Genomic DNA, 19269 nt, shown 5'->3' with positions numbered 1-19269 from the left:
TTATAATTTTCTGAAGGGGAGGGATTTTTTTTAATTCAATTTTGTCTGCGCGGAAAATGTGGAATCTTTTTTGTAAGTTTTGACCTGAGCTTAGGCTTTTGCAGTTTGCAAATGTGTTTAAACATGAGCTGTTTTTTGCAATCTATTTCATTCGATAGAATGAAACTATTTTTATTTAATTTTCACTGATTAATAAGTTCAACTATGTACCTATTAAAACTTGTTTCATTTTTTGAGTAGTAATAGTCATGTATGTCGCGACAAAATTTTGAATATGAACTTTCATTGAAGGTTTCAGGATAATAAGAGCTATTTATTTTTTTCTTATACCAATCAATATAAGTTAATTCTTTATTCAACCCTTTTAGACTTTGTAAGAACTTTTTAATGTGCTGTATATTTTTGTCATTTGATTTTACCAACTCTAATATTTGACCTGCTTTAATCTTTTCTGCTTTATATTTTGAACGTATTTTAAAAACATTCAAATTACCCAAATTGGTTTGCTCTAAATTTGGAGGATTGTTGCCATTAATTTTAGTATATAAAGCGGTTCCTTGCCGTTCTAATATTTCAACTTCAATGGTCAAAACTTCATTTGAAGGCGTAATTCCTATTGGAGTAAATTTTATTTTGTCGTCATACCCTTGTTCATGAGGGTTTAAGTGATGTATTGCAGTAAATTTTGTAGTGCCTTTGTTTGTTACATTGCATGTATTGTCGCTAGGTACTAAATTGAATAAGCAATAAGATAAAAGTGGAAATGTGGCTTTGTCATAAAAATGGTCTAAATGGTATGATTCAACAGCCTCATTATAGTCATTCGTTTCGTATAATGCTTCTTTCTTGTTGCAGTATGGACAAACTTTTACAAACTCATTTACTCTAAAATATGCTCTTATAAATGATGAAATATCATCACTGAATCTTTGGTAATCAAAAGCTAGTTTTATAATTCCGATATTGGAATTTGTATTTAAAACATAAGTGTTTAGAATATTTTGATTTAAATTCATTAATCCATTCGCTTCACAAATCAATAATTCCGAGAGTTGTGTTTTATTGTTCGCAAGCATATCATGGCAAAAGGCAATAAGGCCTTGGAGATTAATGTTGCCCAAATTATTTGCATTTGCACGGTAATTTGTTATTGCGTTTGTGTATCCGATTTGACCATTAGGTATTTTAATATCATCACCAACCAAAGAGATTATATCTCTTGTTATTGCTCGAAAGCTAACTAAATCACCGTTGCTATAATCAATAGCATCTCCGTTTAAATGAAAAAGAGATTTTTGTAAAATTGAAAGTCTATATGCAACTTTTTCAAGAACTGCGTTCAAGTATTCCTGTTTTTTTTGCTGTAGATTATTTATTTGAATCTTTATCATTTATCTTCTTAAATTGTTCTATACTAGTTTTTAAAAAAGTATCACCAATTAGTTTCAACATTAGCTTATCATCTTTAGAAACTTTACTTGTTTTAATCTTTTCTATTAATTGCGTTATTCGTCTATCCGCCAAGTTGCCAATTAAAGTACCTGTCAAGAAAAAATTGTCGGAAAGTAAATCGTGAATATTAGCACCAAAAGATTGTTTCTTTTTTTTGACTAACTTACTCTTGCCTGTTTTCTTATCTATCGTTAATAAGGTTGTATTTTGAATTGGTATGTCAGATAAAATAAATGGCGAATGAGTTAAAAACAAAATATTAATGTTCTTAATGTATTTAAGATTTGAAATCCGAATTAGATTTAGTAGACTGGAAACAGTTTCTTTTTGATATTGTGGATGATAATAAAGCTCTACTTCATCAAATATGAGATTTACTGATTGATAAGAAGAAACGTGTTTTTCAATATTCCTCCTTCTGTTTTTGTTTATAGACTCTAAATTCCTTAAATGATAAATTACGGAATTCAGTGAATAAATTTTTTGTTTTTCTCCTGAACTTAAATCATCAAAATAGCTACCATCAGTAAATTTGATTTTGCTTACAAAGAATGGAGGAGGCAAATAATCAATCAGTTCAGTAAACCATTCATTTCGCTTTAAACCATTCAGTTTTCTTACTACTGAACTTATTTCAAATTTTCCTTGTAAATTATTCCCTGTAGGTAGGTTATAAATGTCCTCTCTTAAAAAATTTAAAGTTTGTCTTACTTTTAAAGTTATGTGGCTTCTGTCTTCGTTTAGCTCATTAACATAAGACTTAGCATTACTTTGAATCAATTCATAATTATCTGGTCGTTCTTTAACTTTGGCGAATTTTTTATCAAAATCTTCAAAAGCAATGTATCGTGATGGGATTGTGATTAGTTTATTTATCAAATAAACTTCGGCTAACTCTTTTAAGGGTGTATTAATTTCTGGATATTTAAAAGCACTTCCAAACATTAGTTCAAATAGAGGTTTTAAAATTAATCCTCGAAATTTTTCGATGTAAGTCGGTGTAAATCTCAATTCCCCATTTGATAGAAATTTGTATTCCTTATTCTGGTCAAATGAAAGTTCAATTCCTTCAATGGTTGATTTATAATTAATATTTTTGTAGCTTGGAATGCTAAGGATATTTGAAAGTAGTCTTGAACGGGTCAGCAGTGTTTCAATATTTACGTCTATTTTTCCTTCATTCCGAAATGGATTTATTACAACAGGCATTTGGTATCCGTCATTCTTATGAAAAAATGATTTTAGCCATATACCACTATAATTAGAGTTGAATGCGTAAAAAGAGTAATTAACTATCACTGAATAAAAAAAGTTGTTGAGTTCAGTATATTTCTTCAATGAAAGTTTATCCTTCCTGAAAACATCATTTCTTTCTTGGCTTGACGCTGATTCTAAATAATGTTTCCCTTTGTTTATAACTAATTTGTAATACTTTTCATTTAGAAGATAATAGATTTCAACTTTTAAACCATTCTCTATTTCTACAATGTCTTTTTTATATCTATTCAACTCATACTTTTCCTCATTTTTTGAATCATGTTCAATGAAATTATCAGGGTCAACTAATTCTAAGTTATTTGAAACAACAAATATTGATAGTAAGAGTAAGTCAATGAGGCTACTTTTCCCTGCTCCGTTTTTCCCAACAATTGCTGAAACATTAATGTTGATAATGTCACCATCAATTTTTTTGATTGAATAAAGATTTTCAGGAACTGTTTGTTTATATTGAACTGAAATAATATTGCCATCATAACCAACAGGTTTGCCCTGTTCATTGTTAAGAATATAATCATTGCACAAGTTGTATACTTCACCTGCTACAAGGTTCTTTAGAAACTTTGCATCTATTCCTGGTACTGGTCTAATGGCTATTAATTTAAAACTCATATTGTAATATTACCTATATCGTGCTTAACTGAACCTTATGCCAATAGGACAAGTTGTTTCTTATTGTTCTTAATTGATTTATAAGCTCCTGTTTGTTATCAATATTAGAAAATTCAAAGTTATTGCTTAGAAAGATTGCGGTTTCTCTTGGGATACTTAGCTCAATTAGTTTTCTTGTGATTGATTTGTATGCCCCCAACTCAATAAATCGAGTGAACATGCTGTCTGGTTCTTTAATGTCATACAAAGGTTTTAATAACAATGGTAAACCGTAAGAAATTTTATTTTGAACAAAACTTATTGCATCATCAATTTTTTCCGATGAGTCATAAAATTTATCAGAGAAAATTTCAGAAAGTGTTTTTTCTTTCATCCAATTTTCAGATAGAATGCAAGATTGAAGCAGTTTATCTATTTCCGTTCCATCTTTTCTAAATGAATTTTCAACTCCGAAATATTTGAAGTAGTATATTGGAAAGTTTACTTTTATAGCTTGAAGTAGGGTTTTGATTTTATATGATAGCCCCAATTCATTTGCACTTGTCGGAAGTTGGAATAGATTTCTTTTTTGATAAAGGTTATTTAAATCTATCGGATCCCAGTATCTATTCTTTGCACAAATAGATTTTGATATTTCCAATTTTGACATAGATTCAAAAATGCTGTTCATTTCGGCATCACTCAGAATAATACCAACTCTGCCAAGATATATTTGTGAAAAAAGTCCGTAACGCAAAACTGTTTGTCTCAAATATGTGGTAAGAAAAGAATAGTCTCGGTTTTCGATTGTGCTTCCAACATTATTTGCAAGGTCTTTATTTATTTTCTCCTTATGTGTCTGATATTTCTTACCGTAACCAACTTGTAGTTCTTTGGAAGAATCTTTAAATAATTCCAACTGATTAGTTTCACTTTCTTTGAAGCTTAACTCATCAAGTATGTATGTTCTGCCAATAAAATCTTTCAATAGTCTTCCTGCTCTGCCACGTAAGTTCGCAATTTCATAGTTCGAAAGTTTGGAACTGGTTTCCTTTTTTGCGATGAACAAATTAGGGTTTCTGATAATAATATTCTGAACTGGTAAATTTACTCCCTGAAGAAGAGTTGTTGTGCAAATAATTGTTTTGATATTTTTCTTTCTTATCCCGTCTTCAATCAAAACTCTTACATGAAACGGTAGTTTTCCATGATGGTAAGCAACTCCCTTTTGAATTGTTTCAACCATTGTAAACATTGGGTGCACTGTCGCAGATATAAACTCGGCTAATTCATTTAAGAATTGATCATTCTTCTCTATCATGTTTTTTGAAATGTGAGAAGCCATTTTATTACAAGTATTAGAAGTAGGCGAAAATATTAAAGTGCTTTCATCCTTACCAAAACCATTGAGAAAGCTGGTAAGATAGTCAAGGTAGTTGTCATTATAATGAACCTTGCCATAACCTTGAATAAAATCTTTGTTTGTTATTTTTATTCCCAGACTTTTTTCTAACAAATCCGAATATACATTAAAGTAGTAATCATTCTTTTTCTTTGATATTGAGTATGTTAGATTCAGAACTGGTGAAGCATCTGTTTCTTTCTTCTCTGAATTTATACCGAATACATTTTCACCTAATTCGTCTATTTTGATAATTCTTGGACCCGAGATAATGATGTGGCCTATCTGTGAACTATTTCTAAGTTCAATCATCAAGTCATATAAAACTTTAGAACGCTGGTCGTCAGAATCTGCAACTTTCTCTACATTTTGAATCTCATCAATCACCAATAAGCAAATATTTTCAAATGGATTTTCAGACTGTGAAAAAGCAGCAATGGCTTTTTCTTGTGTCAAAATATAAATAGAGTTCTGAGTAGCTGAAGTATTATTATAAGTCGTTTCAAGAGTGTAGTCTGCAAGTTGAAAATCGTCAAGTAGTTTTCTAAAATCACTGGTAACTTGTGAAACCAAGCTCAAAGTAGGAACTACATAAACAACTATACCGCCTTTCTTCTGAATGAGGTCTATAGCTTTCAGCAGAATTAGAAAAGATTTTCCTGCAGAGGTTGGAGCTGAAATTCCAGTTAAAGTATTTTTCTCAATTGCTTCCCAAATGTCCATCTGAAAATCACTCAACAGAAAGATAGAGTTTCCAACTTTTATTTCGTTTTTTACTTGTGCAATGGTAACTGCAAATTGATTCAGTAGATTTTCGCTAAACGAATACTGTTTGTCGGGAAAAGAATATTCAGAATCAATCATGATTGATGAAGGGCCAAAACCCGCTCTTGAAAGAAACAAAATCAGATAATTTTTAAGCCCATCCCATTCCCTTTTTCTATAAGTCCAAAGCAAGGCGCAAATTGCAATGAGTTGCTTCTTTGAAACTTCATCTGTCTTTACAGACAAATCATTCAAAACAGAAATTCCTTCGGTTAAAAATTCCTCTTCAATTTGTTCACCTGAATCTCCTTCAATAAATTTTAACCTGCTCGCATTTGTAACAAGTTCTAAATGGAGCAACTTTATGAGAATTTCTTTTGCTTCCATTATTTACCAATTAGTTTTTTAAATTGTTCAAGTAGCAAATCCAATTCCCAAACCGGTAGGATTATGTAATTGAATCGTGGATGCAAACCTTTATCAATTGAATCAAAAAGTTTTCTATCAACGGCTTTTCCTCGTTCTTCAATTATTTTAATAATATCCTCTTTGATTTGATTTTCGCTTTTCTTTTCAATCTTTTTGTTTTCGCAATAAGTTATAACTGAAACCAAATGAAGTTCAACATCCTTTAGAGTTCCGTTTTTATAATCTTTTGCAACTTCAATCAAAGCATCATCAATGAAAGAGTCGTAAACATATCTACCAAGTTCTTTACGATGCTCTTTGTAAGTTTTTAAAATGCTTCCAATAGCATCTTCAATTGCTATATTAAATTTGTATTTGCTACTATAAGTTTTCGCTTCGCCTAAATAGAAAAGATTTTTACCCCCGTCGTAATTGTAATGAATTGCATCTGCACCAAATCTTTCCATCTCAACAGAAGTTGTGATTGGCATCTTTCGAAGCAAAGGAACACTCTTGAAAAAACTTTGCAGAAAATTGAATAAAAGTAGTTCGCCAAACTGCCCTTGAATTAATAATTTGTCGGCTGAATGGTTTCTAAATTTCTTAAATGCTTCTGTCGTTAGGGTGTTTTGTGCATTTTGAAAACTTCTCCCTTCACCTATCATTTTATCAATGACTTCGGCTGCTTTTTTTTGGCTATAAACCCACTCTGATATTGTGTTTACTAATTCATTACAAAATTCATCGCGATACTCTTGCAAGTCAATATAGTTTATGCAAGCACCATAATGCTTATTGTCAGGAAGCAGATTAAAGGATTGCTGCACAAAATGAACATGATTCATGAACATCTTTGTGCAACTAATTAATTTTTCTATCTCTACTTTAGTCAATGGCATTTCTGTTTTTAGTAGTTTTATAGTCTGTTTAGTTAAATTTTTATTTGTCTTATCCTCAAAAATGCATAGACAAAAAACAGCTCTTTGGCTTTTGTCCCAATCACACAAGCATTCTCTTCAGTCAAAATCCAAAGAGTCATTTTCGAGTCACCATAAAATTGAATTAAAAAAATGTATAGAGGGGGAAATAATAAATACAAAAAAATCGACAATGAGTATCTATTTACTAGTTGTTCGCTTACAATATAATCTGTATGTCTTTGGTCACCTGTCAATATGAGTTACTTTTTATCGTTTGTGTTTGTCTGTAGTATTTTATCATCCTACTACGCTTGCTGGCAACTCTCAAATATACGTACTAGAAAAATAAAATCATACTTACTAATAAATTATTAGTCTGTAAATATTTGTAAATTTTTAATTGAATATAATTTTGAGTTTCAGTTCATAAGTTTAATCAAATTTAATTAAAATAAATGAAATAGTATATTTGAAATTCTAATGTATCAAATTTATATTGTTAATTTTTAAGAAAAAATTCAACGTTAACATTAAATTTCAATTTTTAAGTATCTAATCTTAAAAGAAAAATCATTTTAAATTATTTACAAGTCTTTTAAAATTAACGTTTATAATATTCTGAACCTCATCAACATTTATATTCCAAATTTTAGAAAAATAATCCAATACCTCTTCAATTTCCCCTGGAATTAATGGTAGGTTATCCTTATAAATAAAAGGGCCATCAGTTTCTGTTAATATATTTCCCTTTGGTATTTTAGATATTATTTTTTGACCTGAGATAGACTTTATCATCGCTGGATTTACAGAGAAATAATAGCCTGCATCTGAGATGTTTTTAATTAAGTTAAGTCCTCCTGAATACCAATGAAAAATTGCATTTTGAATTTTATAATGTTGTAATAGTTCAAAAACTTCTTTTTCTGCCCTTCTCGAATGTATACTAAGTATTTTCTTTTTATCAGAAACTAACATTAAAATACGATTAAATGAAGCTATTTGAATTTCTTTTGTAAAGACACCTTCTTTGGAAAAATCTAATCCAACTTCTCCTATATATGAAGTGAAATTTAAATATTTTTCAAATGTTATAAATTCTTTTTCATGAAATTCTGCATATAAAGGATGCATACCTAACGCCATTCTACAATATTTTGCATTTTGAAAAAATGGTAACCCCATTTTAAAATGACTAGGTAAATTTGTCATCGACAAAACATTAATCCTTTTACTCTCACATAATTCTAAAATAGATTTAGGATTTTGATATAAATCAATATGACAATGAGTATCTATCATTTATAAACCGGCTTTTGATTTTATAACTGTATTACCATTTTTCTCAACCCATTTAGATAATTCAATTCTTGTTCTCCATACTACATCAACATAGTAATTGAGTTTATCGATGTTTTTTACGCCATTAACAATCAATTCTGTTTTAATATCCTCTTTAGTTAATTTTTTTTTAAGAAAATCCAAACAGATACCAACATCTTGAGTTTTTTTCAGTTTAAAAGGTACTAGCGAATCTATATGACTACCATATATTGTTGGGTCTTTTTGATTTTGCAATGATGCTTGGCGATAAATACAAGGCATACAAACACCACAGTGAGTTGCAGAACGATTAGCCCAAGTTTTTCGATGACCTCTCTTTCCGCAGGAATTCGAAAAACCAATTATCTGTCTTAAAAATTCTTTATCTTCACAACCATCAACCATTTCCCCTTTCGTATTAAATTCATAAGGGTTTGATATGTTACTACTAATTTTTAACTTACTTAGTATTAAATTAGTCTTATCCAATACAAATGAATGTGTTGTTCTTGTACTGCAAGAAGTTCTTCTTGATGGGCTCAAAGGATAATTTAAAGATACTGATCCATTTTCAGGAACATTAATATCTTTAATATCTTTACCCTGAGAAATTAAGAGTGCAATACCAATAAAAAGAATTGAACGACTTCTAAATGTTGTTTCTCGTATTGTTGTTGTCTGAGATAATGTTACTTTAACCGAAGGTACAAAATCAAATTGCCCTTTGTACTTTTTATTTAATAATTCCAATAAATCTTCTTGGTCACCTTTTGGACCTTTCATCTGGGAATCATAATGTGATGCTAGTAAAAGTTTATTCTTGGGATATTTTTTTAAAAAATCAATAGCACCAATCAAAGAGTCTAAACCTCCAGAAAAAAGGTTTAATTGCTTATACTTTTCCTCAAAATCAATCGATAATTCAAATTCTGGATTTGTAAAATCAGATTTATAAAAATCAATATTCCAATAATCACCTGTCAAAAAAGAAAAAAGTTCTTCCAAATCTTTCTTGACATTATTCCAAACCTTAATTTCTGAAACGGGAAATGAAATATTTAGTTCTCTTGACCATCCATCAACTGAATGTAGCTTGCGATTTACAAATCGATCAATCCCATAAACCGAACATGTTATAAAAAAGAAATCTCTGATTTCTGAATTTACATTAATAGCGAATGGCAATAATGTTTTATAGTCAATACTAACAGTAGAATGAATTTTGTTGTTCTCTGATAGTTTTATATTTAGAATTCCATTTTTTAAATCGTATTTAGGAATTTCAACTTTAATTTTTTTCATTGTAGAGGATTTTAATTACAGAATTAAATATTTTTTCAATTTCTACTTTTCCTTCAGTTTTATTCCAATCAATTTTTGAAACTTTTCTTTTTTGATTTAAGACTTTTATGCGACCTAATATGTCGTTTTTAATAGTTTTAAAAGTTTGTTTACTTATATCCTCCTTCTTTTCTTGCTGTATTTTTTCTTCAAAACGTTGAGATAGGTGTTCGAAAATATAAAGTCCCAAAAAACGACATAAAGTATCTTCTAGACCTTTACCATCAACTAATTCCTTGATTAATTCTTGATATTTATTTACATCGTTATCCGATTGCGCTGCAATTTCTTTCATAATTTCACAAGAAGCCTTATTCGCAGCGGTTTCATCCATTCCTTGATTAGAATCTGAACAATATATAAGCAGATAATCAATGACATCTTTAAAAGATTTTCCTTTGAGAGACCCAAAACCTATATCCGTTAAAGTTTTATCTATTCCATTGGCTGCTACACTAGAAAAAAAACTTACAAGTTTTCCTGCAGACTTTAGTCCAGCTTTTCCTAACGAAGATGATTTACCTGACGAAATGGCTTTTCGACCACCACCAGTTTTAACAAGATTTTTAAATGCTGAGTTTATATGTTCTGTTCTCCTATCTAATATTTTTTTAAATTGCTTAGAATTATCATTCAATAAAGGACTTTTATCATCATTTTTTTCGTCTTTTTTAGTTTCTTTCTCCTTTTCTTTAGCTTCTTCGTCTTCAAGTTTTTTTTCTTGTTCAAAAGTTTTAGCAATTTGAGTTATTGAATTGGATAAATCACCCCAATTGGGTTGATGTTTAACACCTGGATTAATTCTTTGAGTAGTTCCCATTAATCAACATTATTTATTGCGTTATAAATTTGGCTATCTTTATCAAATACCTTGTATAGTTTTTTCACATCTATATTCTTTGATTCAATCAATTTAAAATTCTGAGCAAGACTAAATGGAATTTGATTATTATCTACATTCTTAATAGCTCTTTTATAAGCTTCTATAACATTTGGACATTTCTCACTCATTAACTCTATAAAAGCCTCGTGTATTTCTGTCTTTTCAGGAGCTTTTATAAGTTCCTTTTCAAGCAAAGAAATTAATGTTTCATAATCTCCTTCATTCAATTTATCCTTAATTTCATTAGTTACAGTTCTTGTTAAAGCAGAACCAGAAACTGGTTCTATTAACTTTTTAACCAATGATCGTATGTGTGGTGATATTAAAGAACTACCACTTATTGATGACGTTAATTGATCACGGGTGATCCAATAATAGTCTCGCAAATCTATACCCGTTAATTTTGGTTCTGCATTTAACCATTTGACTATTTTTTCTGTACCCCAATCAGCAGAATATTTTTCTTTTATAAAATCAATACTATTTTTACTTGCAAGTGATTCTAATTCTTTAATTTCTTTTGGCTCTCCTTTTTGGGTTGATTGCCAATCATAAATTTGTCTAAATAAACTTTGAGATGAATATTCAAGCACCATTAACTTAGCTAAAACATCCATTTTAAAATCTGACATTTTAGCGACTCTAACCAATCTATCTCTCAGCGAATAGGTATTTAAAAATCTTTTAATTTGTCTTGGATTACCTTTTAAACCTTCAGTAATAATTGGAGATAATGAAGCTATTATTGATACACTGTTTGTTAACTTACTTTTTTCCTCAGGTTCAAGAATTGAGCCTATGTCACCTAAACCGAATACATCATACCTATTATTTTCTCTTGTTAAATAAAAAGCTTTCAAAACTTTTTCAAAATTGGCACCTAATTCTTTTTGACAAAACAATAATGACAAATAAGTTTCGACTTCATTATCAGTCAATTTAGGTAGATAATAGGGAACTTGTATTAATTTTTCTAAATAATCACTAACAATCCTTTCGTTTCGGCTTTCTACATCTGAAGAGTTTTCAATACCATCTGTCTTATAACGTAACTCAATAGCGTGTCTTACAATTCTTGGATCTGCCCCTATGACAAAAGCAGTCTTATCGACATTTAAAAATAGTTTTATGGCTTCCAAATTTTCAATTAGCCTATCAGGAGTGCAACGATCTAAATCATCGATAATTACAACAAGTTTTTCTATCTCAGATTTGTCAAGCATTTTTTTGAATTCATCTCTGAATTCACGCACCATTGTAATTTCATCTTCTTCATTTTTCTTTATTATACTACTTAAAAAATTTCCTGCATCATCCCCCTTTAGTTTATTTGCTAATTCTGCAGGCTCAATTTGTGAAAACTCACTTAATAAATATGGAATTAAAGAAACTCCACCTGTTAAATATGCTGTTGCTGCTGGAACTGCAATCTTTTTAAAACCTAGTCCCATCAAACGCATCCATTTAACAGACTTAAACAATTTTACAGTTTCATCCTTAACTTTAGAACCAAGTGTTTTATGTTTTGCAAATTTTTCAATAATTGATTCTAATAAGGCAGCTTTCGCATCATCATAGCCTTCAAACACCCATCCATTAAAATACAAAACAAGAGTGCCATCTTTGAAACCATCTTTGGCATTACCTATTAATTCCTTCTCAACTATTTTTAGAATACTAGATTTCCCACTACCCCAATCACCAAAAACGCCAATTGTAACAGGTAGTACATCATCGTCATTAATCACATCAACTATTAAGTCAGCGTGAACTTTAAAACCTAATAAGTCATCAGAAGTTTCATTATCTGCCCACATATGTATTCATTTTTACAATTGTATTTATATATTTCAAATTTCTCATTCTTCTTGATTTTCAACAGTTAGTAATAATTTGTATTGGCTCCAACTTAATTGTGCATACAGTGTATGCACATTTTCAAATGTGCGATAAAACTGACGATATAAGTTGATTTGTCTTACAGAAAAACCACTTCCGAATTCTGGTTGTAATTGTTCTGAAAGATATTTTATTAAGTATTTTCCGTAATCAGCACGGTCTTTCCCTTCTTGCTCTTCTTCAAAGATCCGTTTGCCAATATGCCAATACATGATTGTGCGTTGATGGTCAACTGCTCTTATCGCCCTATCTTTTGACTGAGCGATGATAGATTTTATGTCTGATATTATGGATTGGTTGAGTTGCATTTGGTTTTCTTGATTTGGGTTTTGTTTTGGATACGGTGTGAAATTTCTGTTTACATGAAATTAGCACAGGAAATGAAGCCAAGGGCTGAGCATAGACATCTATGCCTCTATTCAAGAAAATTAAGATGAGAGAGCTGGGAAAATTTCCATATTAGTTTTTGACTATTAGTTAATTACAAATATAATAAAAGGATTATAATAAAGATTATGGAAAGGCAAAAAATTTAAGGAGAATCTTCGACTCCGAAAATCAATGGTATAAAAATTTTTCTCTAAACCCTGAATTCGACAAATTAAGTTACTCTTGGTGTTTTTTTATTTATAAAATAAAAGCCTATAATTATTGACTTTGCAAATAAACTTTGAGAGTATTTAACGTAGTGGAGATAGTAGGATAAAATAATAACCTCTTTAAAGTAATTTTAAAGAGGTTATTTATGAAAATTATTTTAAAAAAATTGATTTTATGATAGTTTGCAAAGTCATTATTAGGCGAAATTATACAACACCACCACCTAACATCAATCTCACCAAACCAAAAATCATAGCAATAGCACATAGAGCAATTCCTGCTTTTGCATTCCCTTTGGGCTCATTGTCATTTCTTGTATATGCTAAAATACTAATAATTAGTCCTAAAATAGCAAAAGGAATATTAATCCAATTAAACGCTCCAAGACACGGAATAAATCCTAAAAACATTCCGAAAATAGATAAAATTCCCATAATTAAACTTGCTGTTTTCATAATTTATTTGATTTTTTTGTTAAGTATATTATAAAGATTAAAATATTTGTTAGAAGAGTAGTAAATAAAAAAACACTTAATTTATTTAATTCATATGCTTTTTTAAATTCAAGTTTTCCTATAGTTAAAAATGCTCTTGTACTTCCACACAAAAAGCATTCTTTTCCGACTTTTTTACTTTCACAAATTGGAATGTTTGAAGTTATAAAATTTGGTGATGCAAAAAGGCTTATAATTATGATAAAAAAGGACAAAGACACAGTTAAAATCCAAATTATTTTTAATGCTTTCTTTAACTCTTTATTATCTTTTAAGAAATTAAATATCATTTTTAAACTGTTTGTACATAACAATAAATGAAATTCAAAACTAGAATAATTACAATATATTAATTGTAGTGGTTTGTTTCGGATATTGAGTTTCAATCTATTAGTTTAAAACAAATATAATAAAAATAAATAAATTCAAAATAGTAAAATTATTAAAATTATTATCTTCTGGTAAATTATCAATTAAAAAAATTCTAACTTTAATTGATTTATAAAAAATAAGCTATTCTATCCCATCCATAAAAGTCTGAACAAAATCTTGAATTTTCCCAAGTATCCTTCTAGCAATTGTACCTCTATCAGTAAGTTTAGGCTTAAATTCTAACAATTGTAGGACCTCTGAAATTTTAGGAGTTTTTTCTGAGAAAAGATATTCACTTATGGTATTCTGAAATTGTTCTTTATTCAGATTTTCTTCTTTTGCAATTATTTCGAACGCTTTTTCTCTTTCATTATTCCAAAAGTTATCAAAGTTTTCTTTTACTAATTCAGGGTCAGATATGTGAGGAAGATTCTCTAGAATAAATTTTTCTATTAATTCTTTTTTACTTCTCAACTGAACATTTCCAGCGATAAGATCACTAATTTCTTTTTGTTTTTGTGTTAATTTATCACCTTTAAGATTTTTCTCTTTAAGCTGAGTTAATAGTGTTAGAATATAAGATACATTAATTTCATCTTTATGGATAAGTTCAAGTTCAAAATCAACGTCATCTAAAACACTAACTTTCTCTTTAGGCTGATGCTTATATTTTTGCCAAATATCCAAGTATTTACTTTTATAACCATCAAAATCCCATTCAGTAAGTTCTAGTTTTTCAAAACTAAAATCTGAGAATGATTTTAAAACGTTAAGAATACGCATAAGATCTCTAAATGCTTTAATGAACTCAAATTCTTGTTGTTCACTAATCAAATCATCAACGCTTTGGTAAGTAGGAGTTATAGATTTCAACTTATTTAAAGCATCATTAAAGCTATCAATATAATTTTCTATGGGATGAATAATAATTTCTTGAACAGCTTCTTTATTAGAGAATAATGTAACAGCGTCATCAGTTGCAGATTTTAGATTTCTGAAGCATACTATATTACCATGAGATTTTTTTTCATTTAAAATTCTATTAGTTCTTGAAAACGCCTGAATTAAGCCATGATATTTCAAATTTTTATCTACAAAAAGAGTATTAAGTTGTGGACTATCGAATCCTGTAAGAAACATATTTACAACAAGAATTAAATCCAATTCTTTGCTTCTTACCCTTTTGGCAACATCATTATAATAGTTGTAAAAACTCTGACTATCTTTGGTAGTAAAATTAGTACCAAACATATCATTGTAATGACCAATGTATTTTTCTAAAGCATCTCTAGAATGTAAATATCGGCTTCCTAAAATGTTTTTTACCTCATCCTCTATTCCAAATAGGATTTCTTCTTCAATAATCCCATTAGCACTTCTATCATCTTCATTTACACCATAACTATATATAGTTGCGACTCTTAATTGATGTTTTCCTTCTTGTTTTTTCTGATAAAACAAATCATAATATTTTTGCAACACCTCTATTCCACTAACACAAAACATTGCATTAAATGTTTTATCATGGGTTTTACGATTATATTCAGAAATAATATAGTCCGTTATCTTATTTAGTCTAGATTCACTTTCAAGCAACTCTTTAGTATCAATATCTTCCACATCAATATCAATGTGAGTATTGCTTCCTTCCTTCTCTTTATATCTTCCCACATACTCAACTGAAAACCTCAATACATTTTCATCTTTTATTGCATCAGTAATTACATATTTATGAAGACAATCACCGAATAGTCTATTAGTTGTTGCTGGTTGTCCCTCCACTCTACCTATAGAATTCACTTCAGAGATAGGCGTTCCAGTAAAACCAATCATTTGAGCTTTTTGGAAATATTTCTTTATATTTTGATGAGTTTCACCAAACTGACTTCTATGGCACTCATCAAAAATAAAAACTACTTTTATATTCCTTAGTTGATTTATTTTATTACCATGCTTTTCTTTAGTAATTGCAGTATTAAGTTTCTGCAAAGTAGTAACAATGAGTTTAGTATTATCAGAAAGCTGCTTTACAAGATGCTTAGTATTTTCAGTAGCATCTACACTTCCTTTTTCAAAAGCATCAAACTCTTTTTGAGTTTGATAATCCAAGTCTTTTCTATCAACAACAAATACCACCTTTTCAACTTCAGGAATTTCCTTAATAATTTGAGAAGCTTTAAAAGAAGTCAAAGTTTTACCAGATCCCGTAGTATGCCAAATAAAACCATTATTATTGGTATTTCTTACTTTGTCTACAATACGTTCCACCGCATAATATTGATATGGACGGAGCACCATCAATATTTTATAGGTTTGGTTAAGAACTATATATTTTGTTATCATTTTAGCTACCTGACAAGGCTCTAAAAAGGCTTGAGTAAAATCATCTAATTGTTTGATGTTATTATTCTCCTCATCTGACCAAAAAAATGTCTGCTTAAAACTTTGATGGGAATTATTAGAATAATACTTAGTATTAACACCATTACTAATAATAAACAATTGGACATAATTGAACAATCCTTTACCAGAACCAAAAGAGTGTTTTTGATAACGATTAACTTGATTAAAAGCTTCCTTCATTTCCAAGCCTCGTCTTTTAAGCTCTATCTGAACAAGCGGAAGTCCATTAATTAGAAGAGTAACATCATATCTATTTTTATAATCACCTTCTTGAGTAACTTGATGAGTAACCTGAAACTGATTTTGACACCAATGATCTTGATTAATGAATTCAATCCATTCGGGGTTACCATCATCTTTTAAATATTGAAACTTATCTCTAAGAATTTTAGCTTTTTCAAATACATTTCCTTTTGCGAGATGATTTAATATTTTTTCAAATTCTTTTTCAGAAAATGTTTTTTTGTTATGAATTTCTAGTTGAATTTTTAGATTTTTAATTAAATCCTCTTCATTTTTAATGATCACTTTTTTGTGTCCTAATTCTTGAAGTTGTGCAACTAACTTTTCTTCTAAAATATATTCTGGTTGACTGGTCATTTTGTTTTATTTGTTTTTAATTAAAATTTTTAATCAGGTATATTTATACTCTTACAAGTCGCATAAGAGGTTCAAAAGAATAGAGTGCTGGTCTTCTTCCTGAAGCTGCTTCTTTTGGCACCAAATAGCCTCTTTCTATCAATTTTTTTATCACACCCGTTGCTGTAGCAGCAGGAATTTGTGTAACATTTATGAATTTACTATTTCTAAAGACAGGATTAGTAAAAATAAAATCAAGGGTTGCTACACTCCATTTTGAAGATAGCAAATCTGTAAACTCTATTTTCATTTCTTCATATAAATCTCTAATTTGTTCGGCAATCATAAGATTTTTCACCGCTTGTTGATGAACAGCTGTCAAGAAAAATTTTATCCACCCATCCCAATCATTGTTTTTGGATACATTTCGCATAGCATCTATATACTCTTCTTTATTTTCCTCAAAATATCCACTAATATAAAAATGGGGTTGAGACAAAACCCCTGATTTCCATAATAAAAGAGTGATGAGCATCCTTCCTATTCTACCATTTCCATCCTGAAAAGGGTGTAGTGCTTCAAATTCTATATGAACAACTCCAGCTTTTATTAATGCTGGAGAATCACTTTTTTCTATGTAATTAATTAACTCATGTAAACCATCATTTAATTTTTCTGCACTTATAGGAATAAATTGAATCTTTCTTGCTGCACGATCTGCCAAAAAATTTTGTTCTTTTTTAAATTCTCCTGAAGATTTTGAAGCTCCTCTACCAAAAAATAACAACTGCTAATGCATTTGTTTAATAAAATTAAGAGAAAACTGATATCCATCTTCTAAAGCCTCTTGTGCATTTTTTAAAGCTCTTTGATATAGAATAGTTTCTATTACATCTGCTCTAGCATTTTCAGACAAACCGCTATCATGATCAGCCTCATATTGTAAAATTTCATCGATAGTACTTATTGTTCCTTCTATCCTAGATGAAAGAACCGCTTCTTGATTTCTTAATGGAGCAAGCAATAACTCGCTATTATGTAAATTTTTGATCATTTGATCAAATTGAGCTAAAGTTTCGGTCGCTTTGATTAATTCTTCTATAAATATTTCGTAATTAATATGCTCTGGGGGAAACTTACCATAATGATAACTAACTGCATTATCTAAATTATAATCCATAATTTAAATTTATCTACACAAATATATAAAATTCCGAATACTAAAACATTTGATTATCAAATTATTTAAATTTATAAACACAAAGTCCTTTGTTTTCAAAAATAGTAAACAAAGGACTTTGCATTCAAAAAACCAAACAAAATCGAAGACAAATATTCTTGTCTTCAAAAAATGAAAGCAAAAAGATTTGTCTTCAAAAACTTCTCTAAAATAGAACAAAAAAGACATGTATTATTTTAAAGCTTTAAACATCTGGTCTATTGCTTTTTTCTTCTGCTCAAGATTAGGATGTACATACAAATTAAGAGTAGTACTTATATTAGAATGTCCTAGCAAAACACTCACCGTCTTATAATCACAATTACTTTCTATACATCTTGTTGCAAAACTGTGTCTCAAACCATGAAATTTAATATCTGGAATTTCCAGATAGCGCATTAGATTTTTATAATAACTTCGGTAAGTTCTAGGTTCTGTAGGTTTAGAATCGTTGGTCAAAACATAGAAATCAGGATTTACGATTTTCTTAAAAGGTTTCAGCATTCTCAACAAGTCTCTGCTGATTGGGATTTCTCGAATAGAATTTTTGGTTTTTGGCGTATCAATTAGGAGTTCTGTTTTACGCTCTCCATCTTCAATCACGTAGATTCTCTGAATAGTTTTTCGAATATTAATGATTCCATTATCCGTATCAATATCTTCCCAAGTCAAAGCACAAATCTCACCAATCCTCATTCCCGAACAAAGACAGATATAAACTCCGAGATTTCTAAATGTAAAATGCTCTTGAATGTAACCCATTACTTTTTTCTGATGCGTTCTGCTCAACACTTCAATCGTATGTGTTTCCCTAACCGTTGGATATTGCACATCAAAATTAATAAACTCAATCCATTTGTTTTTTGCTCCGAATTTCAACACCATTTTCAAAACAATGAGAATATCTTTGATGCTTTTTTGACTTAACCCCTGATCTAACTTTTGAAACACGAATTTCTGCACCTCTCCATCTCCAATCTCGTAATAATCTTTGAATACAGGCAGTAAATGATTTTCCAGCAACAGTACATAAGCCGAAAAGGTTGATTTTTTCACGTACAGCTTTTTGTCATTCTTCCATAATTCAGCGATTTCTGCTAATGTTTTCTTTCTTGTCATAATTTTTGATTTTAATATTAATTATTTAAAACCTTAAAGTTAGTGATGATTAGAAATTATCTCCTCTAAAAAGGATTAAGGAACAATTTTCTCATCAATCTTATTTAGTCAGAAAAGACCAATTTTATTTCCTAATTTACGATTTCCAGGGTTTGAAGGTGAGTGGAGGTTTACAAATTTAGGAAATTGCGCATACTCATTTGAATATGGGATGAATGCTTCCG

General features: G+C 29.6%; 15 protein-coding genes. All 15 read right to left on the bottom strand.

Annotation, left to right across the window (positions count from 1 at the left end; all coding sequences use genetic code 11):
* Positions 1–182: 182 nt before the first annotated feature.
* Complete coding sequence (locus tag C3729_RS12820; RefSeq protein WP_133159988.1) at positions 183–1343, bottom strand: hypothetical protein; 1161 nt, start codon at positions 1341–1343, stop codon at positions 183–185.
* Between the two features lie 25 nt (positions 1344–1368).
* Complete coding sequence (locus C3729_RS12815; RefSeq protein ID WP_104794517.1) at positions 1369–3342, bottom strand: ATP-binding protein; 1974 nt, start codon at positions 3340–3342, stop codon at positions 1369–1371.
* 13 nt (positions 3343–3355) lie between these two features.
* A complete protein-coding gene (locus C3729_RS12810) occupies positions 3356–5875 on the bottom strand; it encodes a DEAD/DEAH box helicase (RefSeq protein WP_104794516.1) in 2520 nt (839 codons plus the stop codon).
* Positions 5875–6789, bottom strand: a complete 915-nt coding sequence (locus C3729_RS12805) for a DUF1837 domain-containing protein (protein WP_165785781.1) — start codon at positions 6787–6789, stop codon at positions 5875–5877. The genes C3729_RS12810 and C3729_RS12805 overlap by 1 nt, the downstream gene beginning before the upstream one ends.
* Before the next feature lie 597 nt (positions 6790–7386).
* Positions 7387–8115: a Qat anti-phage system TatD family nuclease QatD gene (gene qatD, locus C3729_RS12800; protein ID WP_104794514.1), complete on the bottom strand. Its 729-nt coding sequence runs from the start codon at positions 8113–8115 to the stop codon at positions 7387–7389.
* The gene (gene qatC, locus C3729_RS12795) at positions 8116–9438 is read right to left on the bottom strand and encodes a Qat anti-phage system QueC-like protein QatC (protein ID WP_104794513.1); all 1323 of its coding nucleotides are present in this window, start codon (positions 9436–9438) and stop codon (positions 8116–8118) included.
* On the bottom strand, positions 9425–10297 hold the full coding sequence (locus C3729_RS12790) for a hypothetical protein (RefSeq protein WP_104794512.1): 873 nt from the start codon (positions 10295–10297) through the stop codon (positions 9425–9427). Before C3729_RS12790 ends, qatC begins: the two co-directional genes overlap by 14 nt.
* Positions 10297–12177, bottom strand: a complete 1881-nt coding sequence (locus tag C3729_RS12785; RefSeq protein ID WP_104794511.1) for a P-loop NTPase fold protein — start codon at positions 12175–12177, stop codon at positions 10297–10299. The genes C3729_RS12790 and C3729_RS12785 overlap by 1 nt, the downstream gene beginning before the upstream one ends.
* A 42-nt stretch (positions 12178–12219) precedes the next feature.
* The gene (locus C3729_RS12780; RefSeq protein WP_260204529.1) at positions 12220–12567 is read right to left on the bottom strand and encodes a DUF1016 N-terminal domain-containing protein; all 348 of its coding nucleotides are present in this window, start codon (positions 12565–12567) and stop codon (positions 12220–12222) included.
* Positions 12568–13065: 498 nt separating this feature from the next.
* Positions 13066–13314: a hypothetical protein gene (locus C3729_RS12775; protein ID WP_104794510.1), complete on the bottom strand. Its 249-nt coding sequence runs from the start codon at positions 13312–13314 to the stop codon at positions 13066–13068.
* Positions 13311–13643 (bottom strand): DUF2752 domain-containing protein, encoded by a 333-nt coding sequence (locus C3729_RS12770; protein WP_104794509.1) that lies wholly within the window; start codon positions 13641–13643, stop codon positions 13311–13313. The genes C3729_RS12775 and C3729_RS12770 overlap by 4 nt, the downstream gene beginning before the upstream one ends.
* A 223-nt stretch (positions 13644–13866) precedes the next feature.
* Positions 13867–16728, bottom strand: a complete 2862-nt coding sequence (locus C3729_RS12765) for a type I restriction endonuclease subunit R (RefSeq protein ID WP_104794508.1) — start codon at positions 16726–16728, stop codon at positions 13867–13869.
* Between the two features lie 43 nt (positions 16729–16771).
* The gene (locus C3729_RS13435) at positions 16772–17494 is read right to left on the bottom strand and encodes a Fic family protein (RefSeq protein WP_260204528.1); all 723 of its coding nucleotides are present in this window, start codon (positions 17492–17494) and stop codon (positions 16772–16774) included.
* A 3-nt stretch (positions 17495–17497) separates the two neighbouring features.
* On the bottom strand, positions 17498–17887 hold the full coding sequence (locus tag C3729_RS13430) for a Fic/DOC family N-terminal domain-containing protein (RefSeq protein WP_260204527.1): 390 nt from the start codon (positions 17885–17887) through the stop codon (positions 17498–17500).
* Between the two features lie 231 nt (positions 17888–18118).
* Positions 18119–19045 carry a tyrosine-type recombinase/integrase gene (locus C3729_RS12755; protein ID WP_104794507.1) on the bottom strand — a complete coding sequence of 309 codons (927 nt, stop codon included), beginning with the start codon at positions 19043–19045 and terminating at the stop codon, positions 18119–18121.
* Positions 19046–19269 lie beyond the last annotated feature (224 nt).

It is taken from the genome of Cloacibacterium normanense (genome assembly GCF_002943105.1).
In the GTDB taxonomy this organism is placed as follows: Bacteria; Bacteroidota; Bacteroidia; order Flavobacteriales; family Weeksellaceae; genus Cloacibacterium.
Note: the sequence above shows the minus strand (reverse complement) of the source record. Positions and strands in the feature narration are given on the sequence as shown.

What these genes read in the sequence shown, in the direction of transcription:
- C3729_RS12815 (WP_104794517.1), bottom strand. Translation starts at nt 3,342, where the DNA reads ATGAGTTTTAAATTAATAGCCATTAGACCAGTACCAGGAATAGATGCA.
- C3729_RS12810 (WP_104794516.1), bottom strand. Translation starts at nt 5,875, where the DNA reads ATGGAAGCAAAAGAAATTCTCATAAAGTTGCTCCATTTAGAACTTGTT.
- qatD (WP_104794514.1), bottom strand. Translation starts at nt 8,115, where the DNA reads ATGATAGATACTCATTGTCATATTGATTTATATCAAAATCCTAAATCT.
- qatC (WP_104794513.1), bottom strand. Translation starts at nt 9,438, where the DNA reads ATGAAAAAAATTAAAGTTGAAATTCCTAAATACGATTTAAAAAATGGA.
- C3729_RS12790 (WP_104794512.1), bottom strand. Translation starts at nt 10,297, where the DNA reads ATGGGAACTACTCAAAGAATTAATCCAGGTGTTAAACATCAACCCAAT.
- C3729_RS12785 (WP_104794511.1), bottom strand. Translation starts at nt 12,177, where the DNA reads ATGTGGGCAGATAATGAAACTTCTGATGACTTATTAGGTTTTAAAGTT.
- C3729_RS12780 (WP_260204529.1), bottom strand. Translation starts at nt 12,567, where the DNA reads ATGCAACTCAACCAATCCATAATATCAGACATAAAATCTATCATCGCT.
- C3729_RS12775 (WP_104794510.1), bottom strand. Translation starts at nt 13,314, where the DNA reads ATGAAAACAGCAAGTTTAATTATGGGAATTTTATCTATTTTCGGAATG.
- C3729_RS12770 (WP_104794509.1), bottom strand. Translation starts at nt 13,643, where the DNA reads ATGATATTTAATTTCTTAAAAGATAATAAAGAGTTAAAGAAAGCATTA.
- C3729_RS12765 (WP_104794508.1), bottom strand. Translation starts at nt 16,728, where the DNA reads ATGACCAGTCAACCAGAATATATTTTAGAAGAAAAGTTAGTTGCACAA.
- C3729_RS13430 (WP_260204527.1), bottom strand. Translation starts at nt 17,887, where the DNA reads ATGGATTATAATTTAGATAATGCAGTTAGTTATCATTATGGTAAGTTT.
- C3729_RS12755 (WP_104794507.1), bottom strand. Translation starts at nt 19,045, where the DNA reads ATGACAAGAAAGAAAACATTAGCAGAAATCGCTGAATTATGGAAGAAT.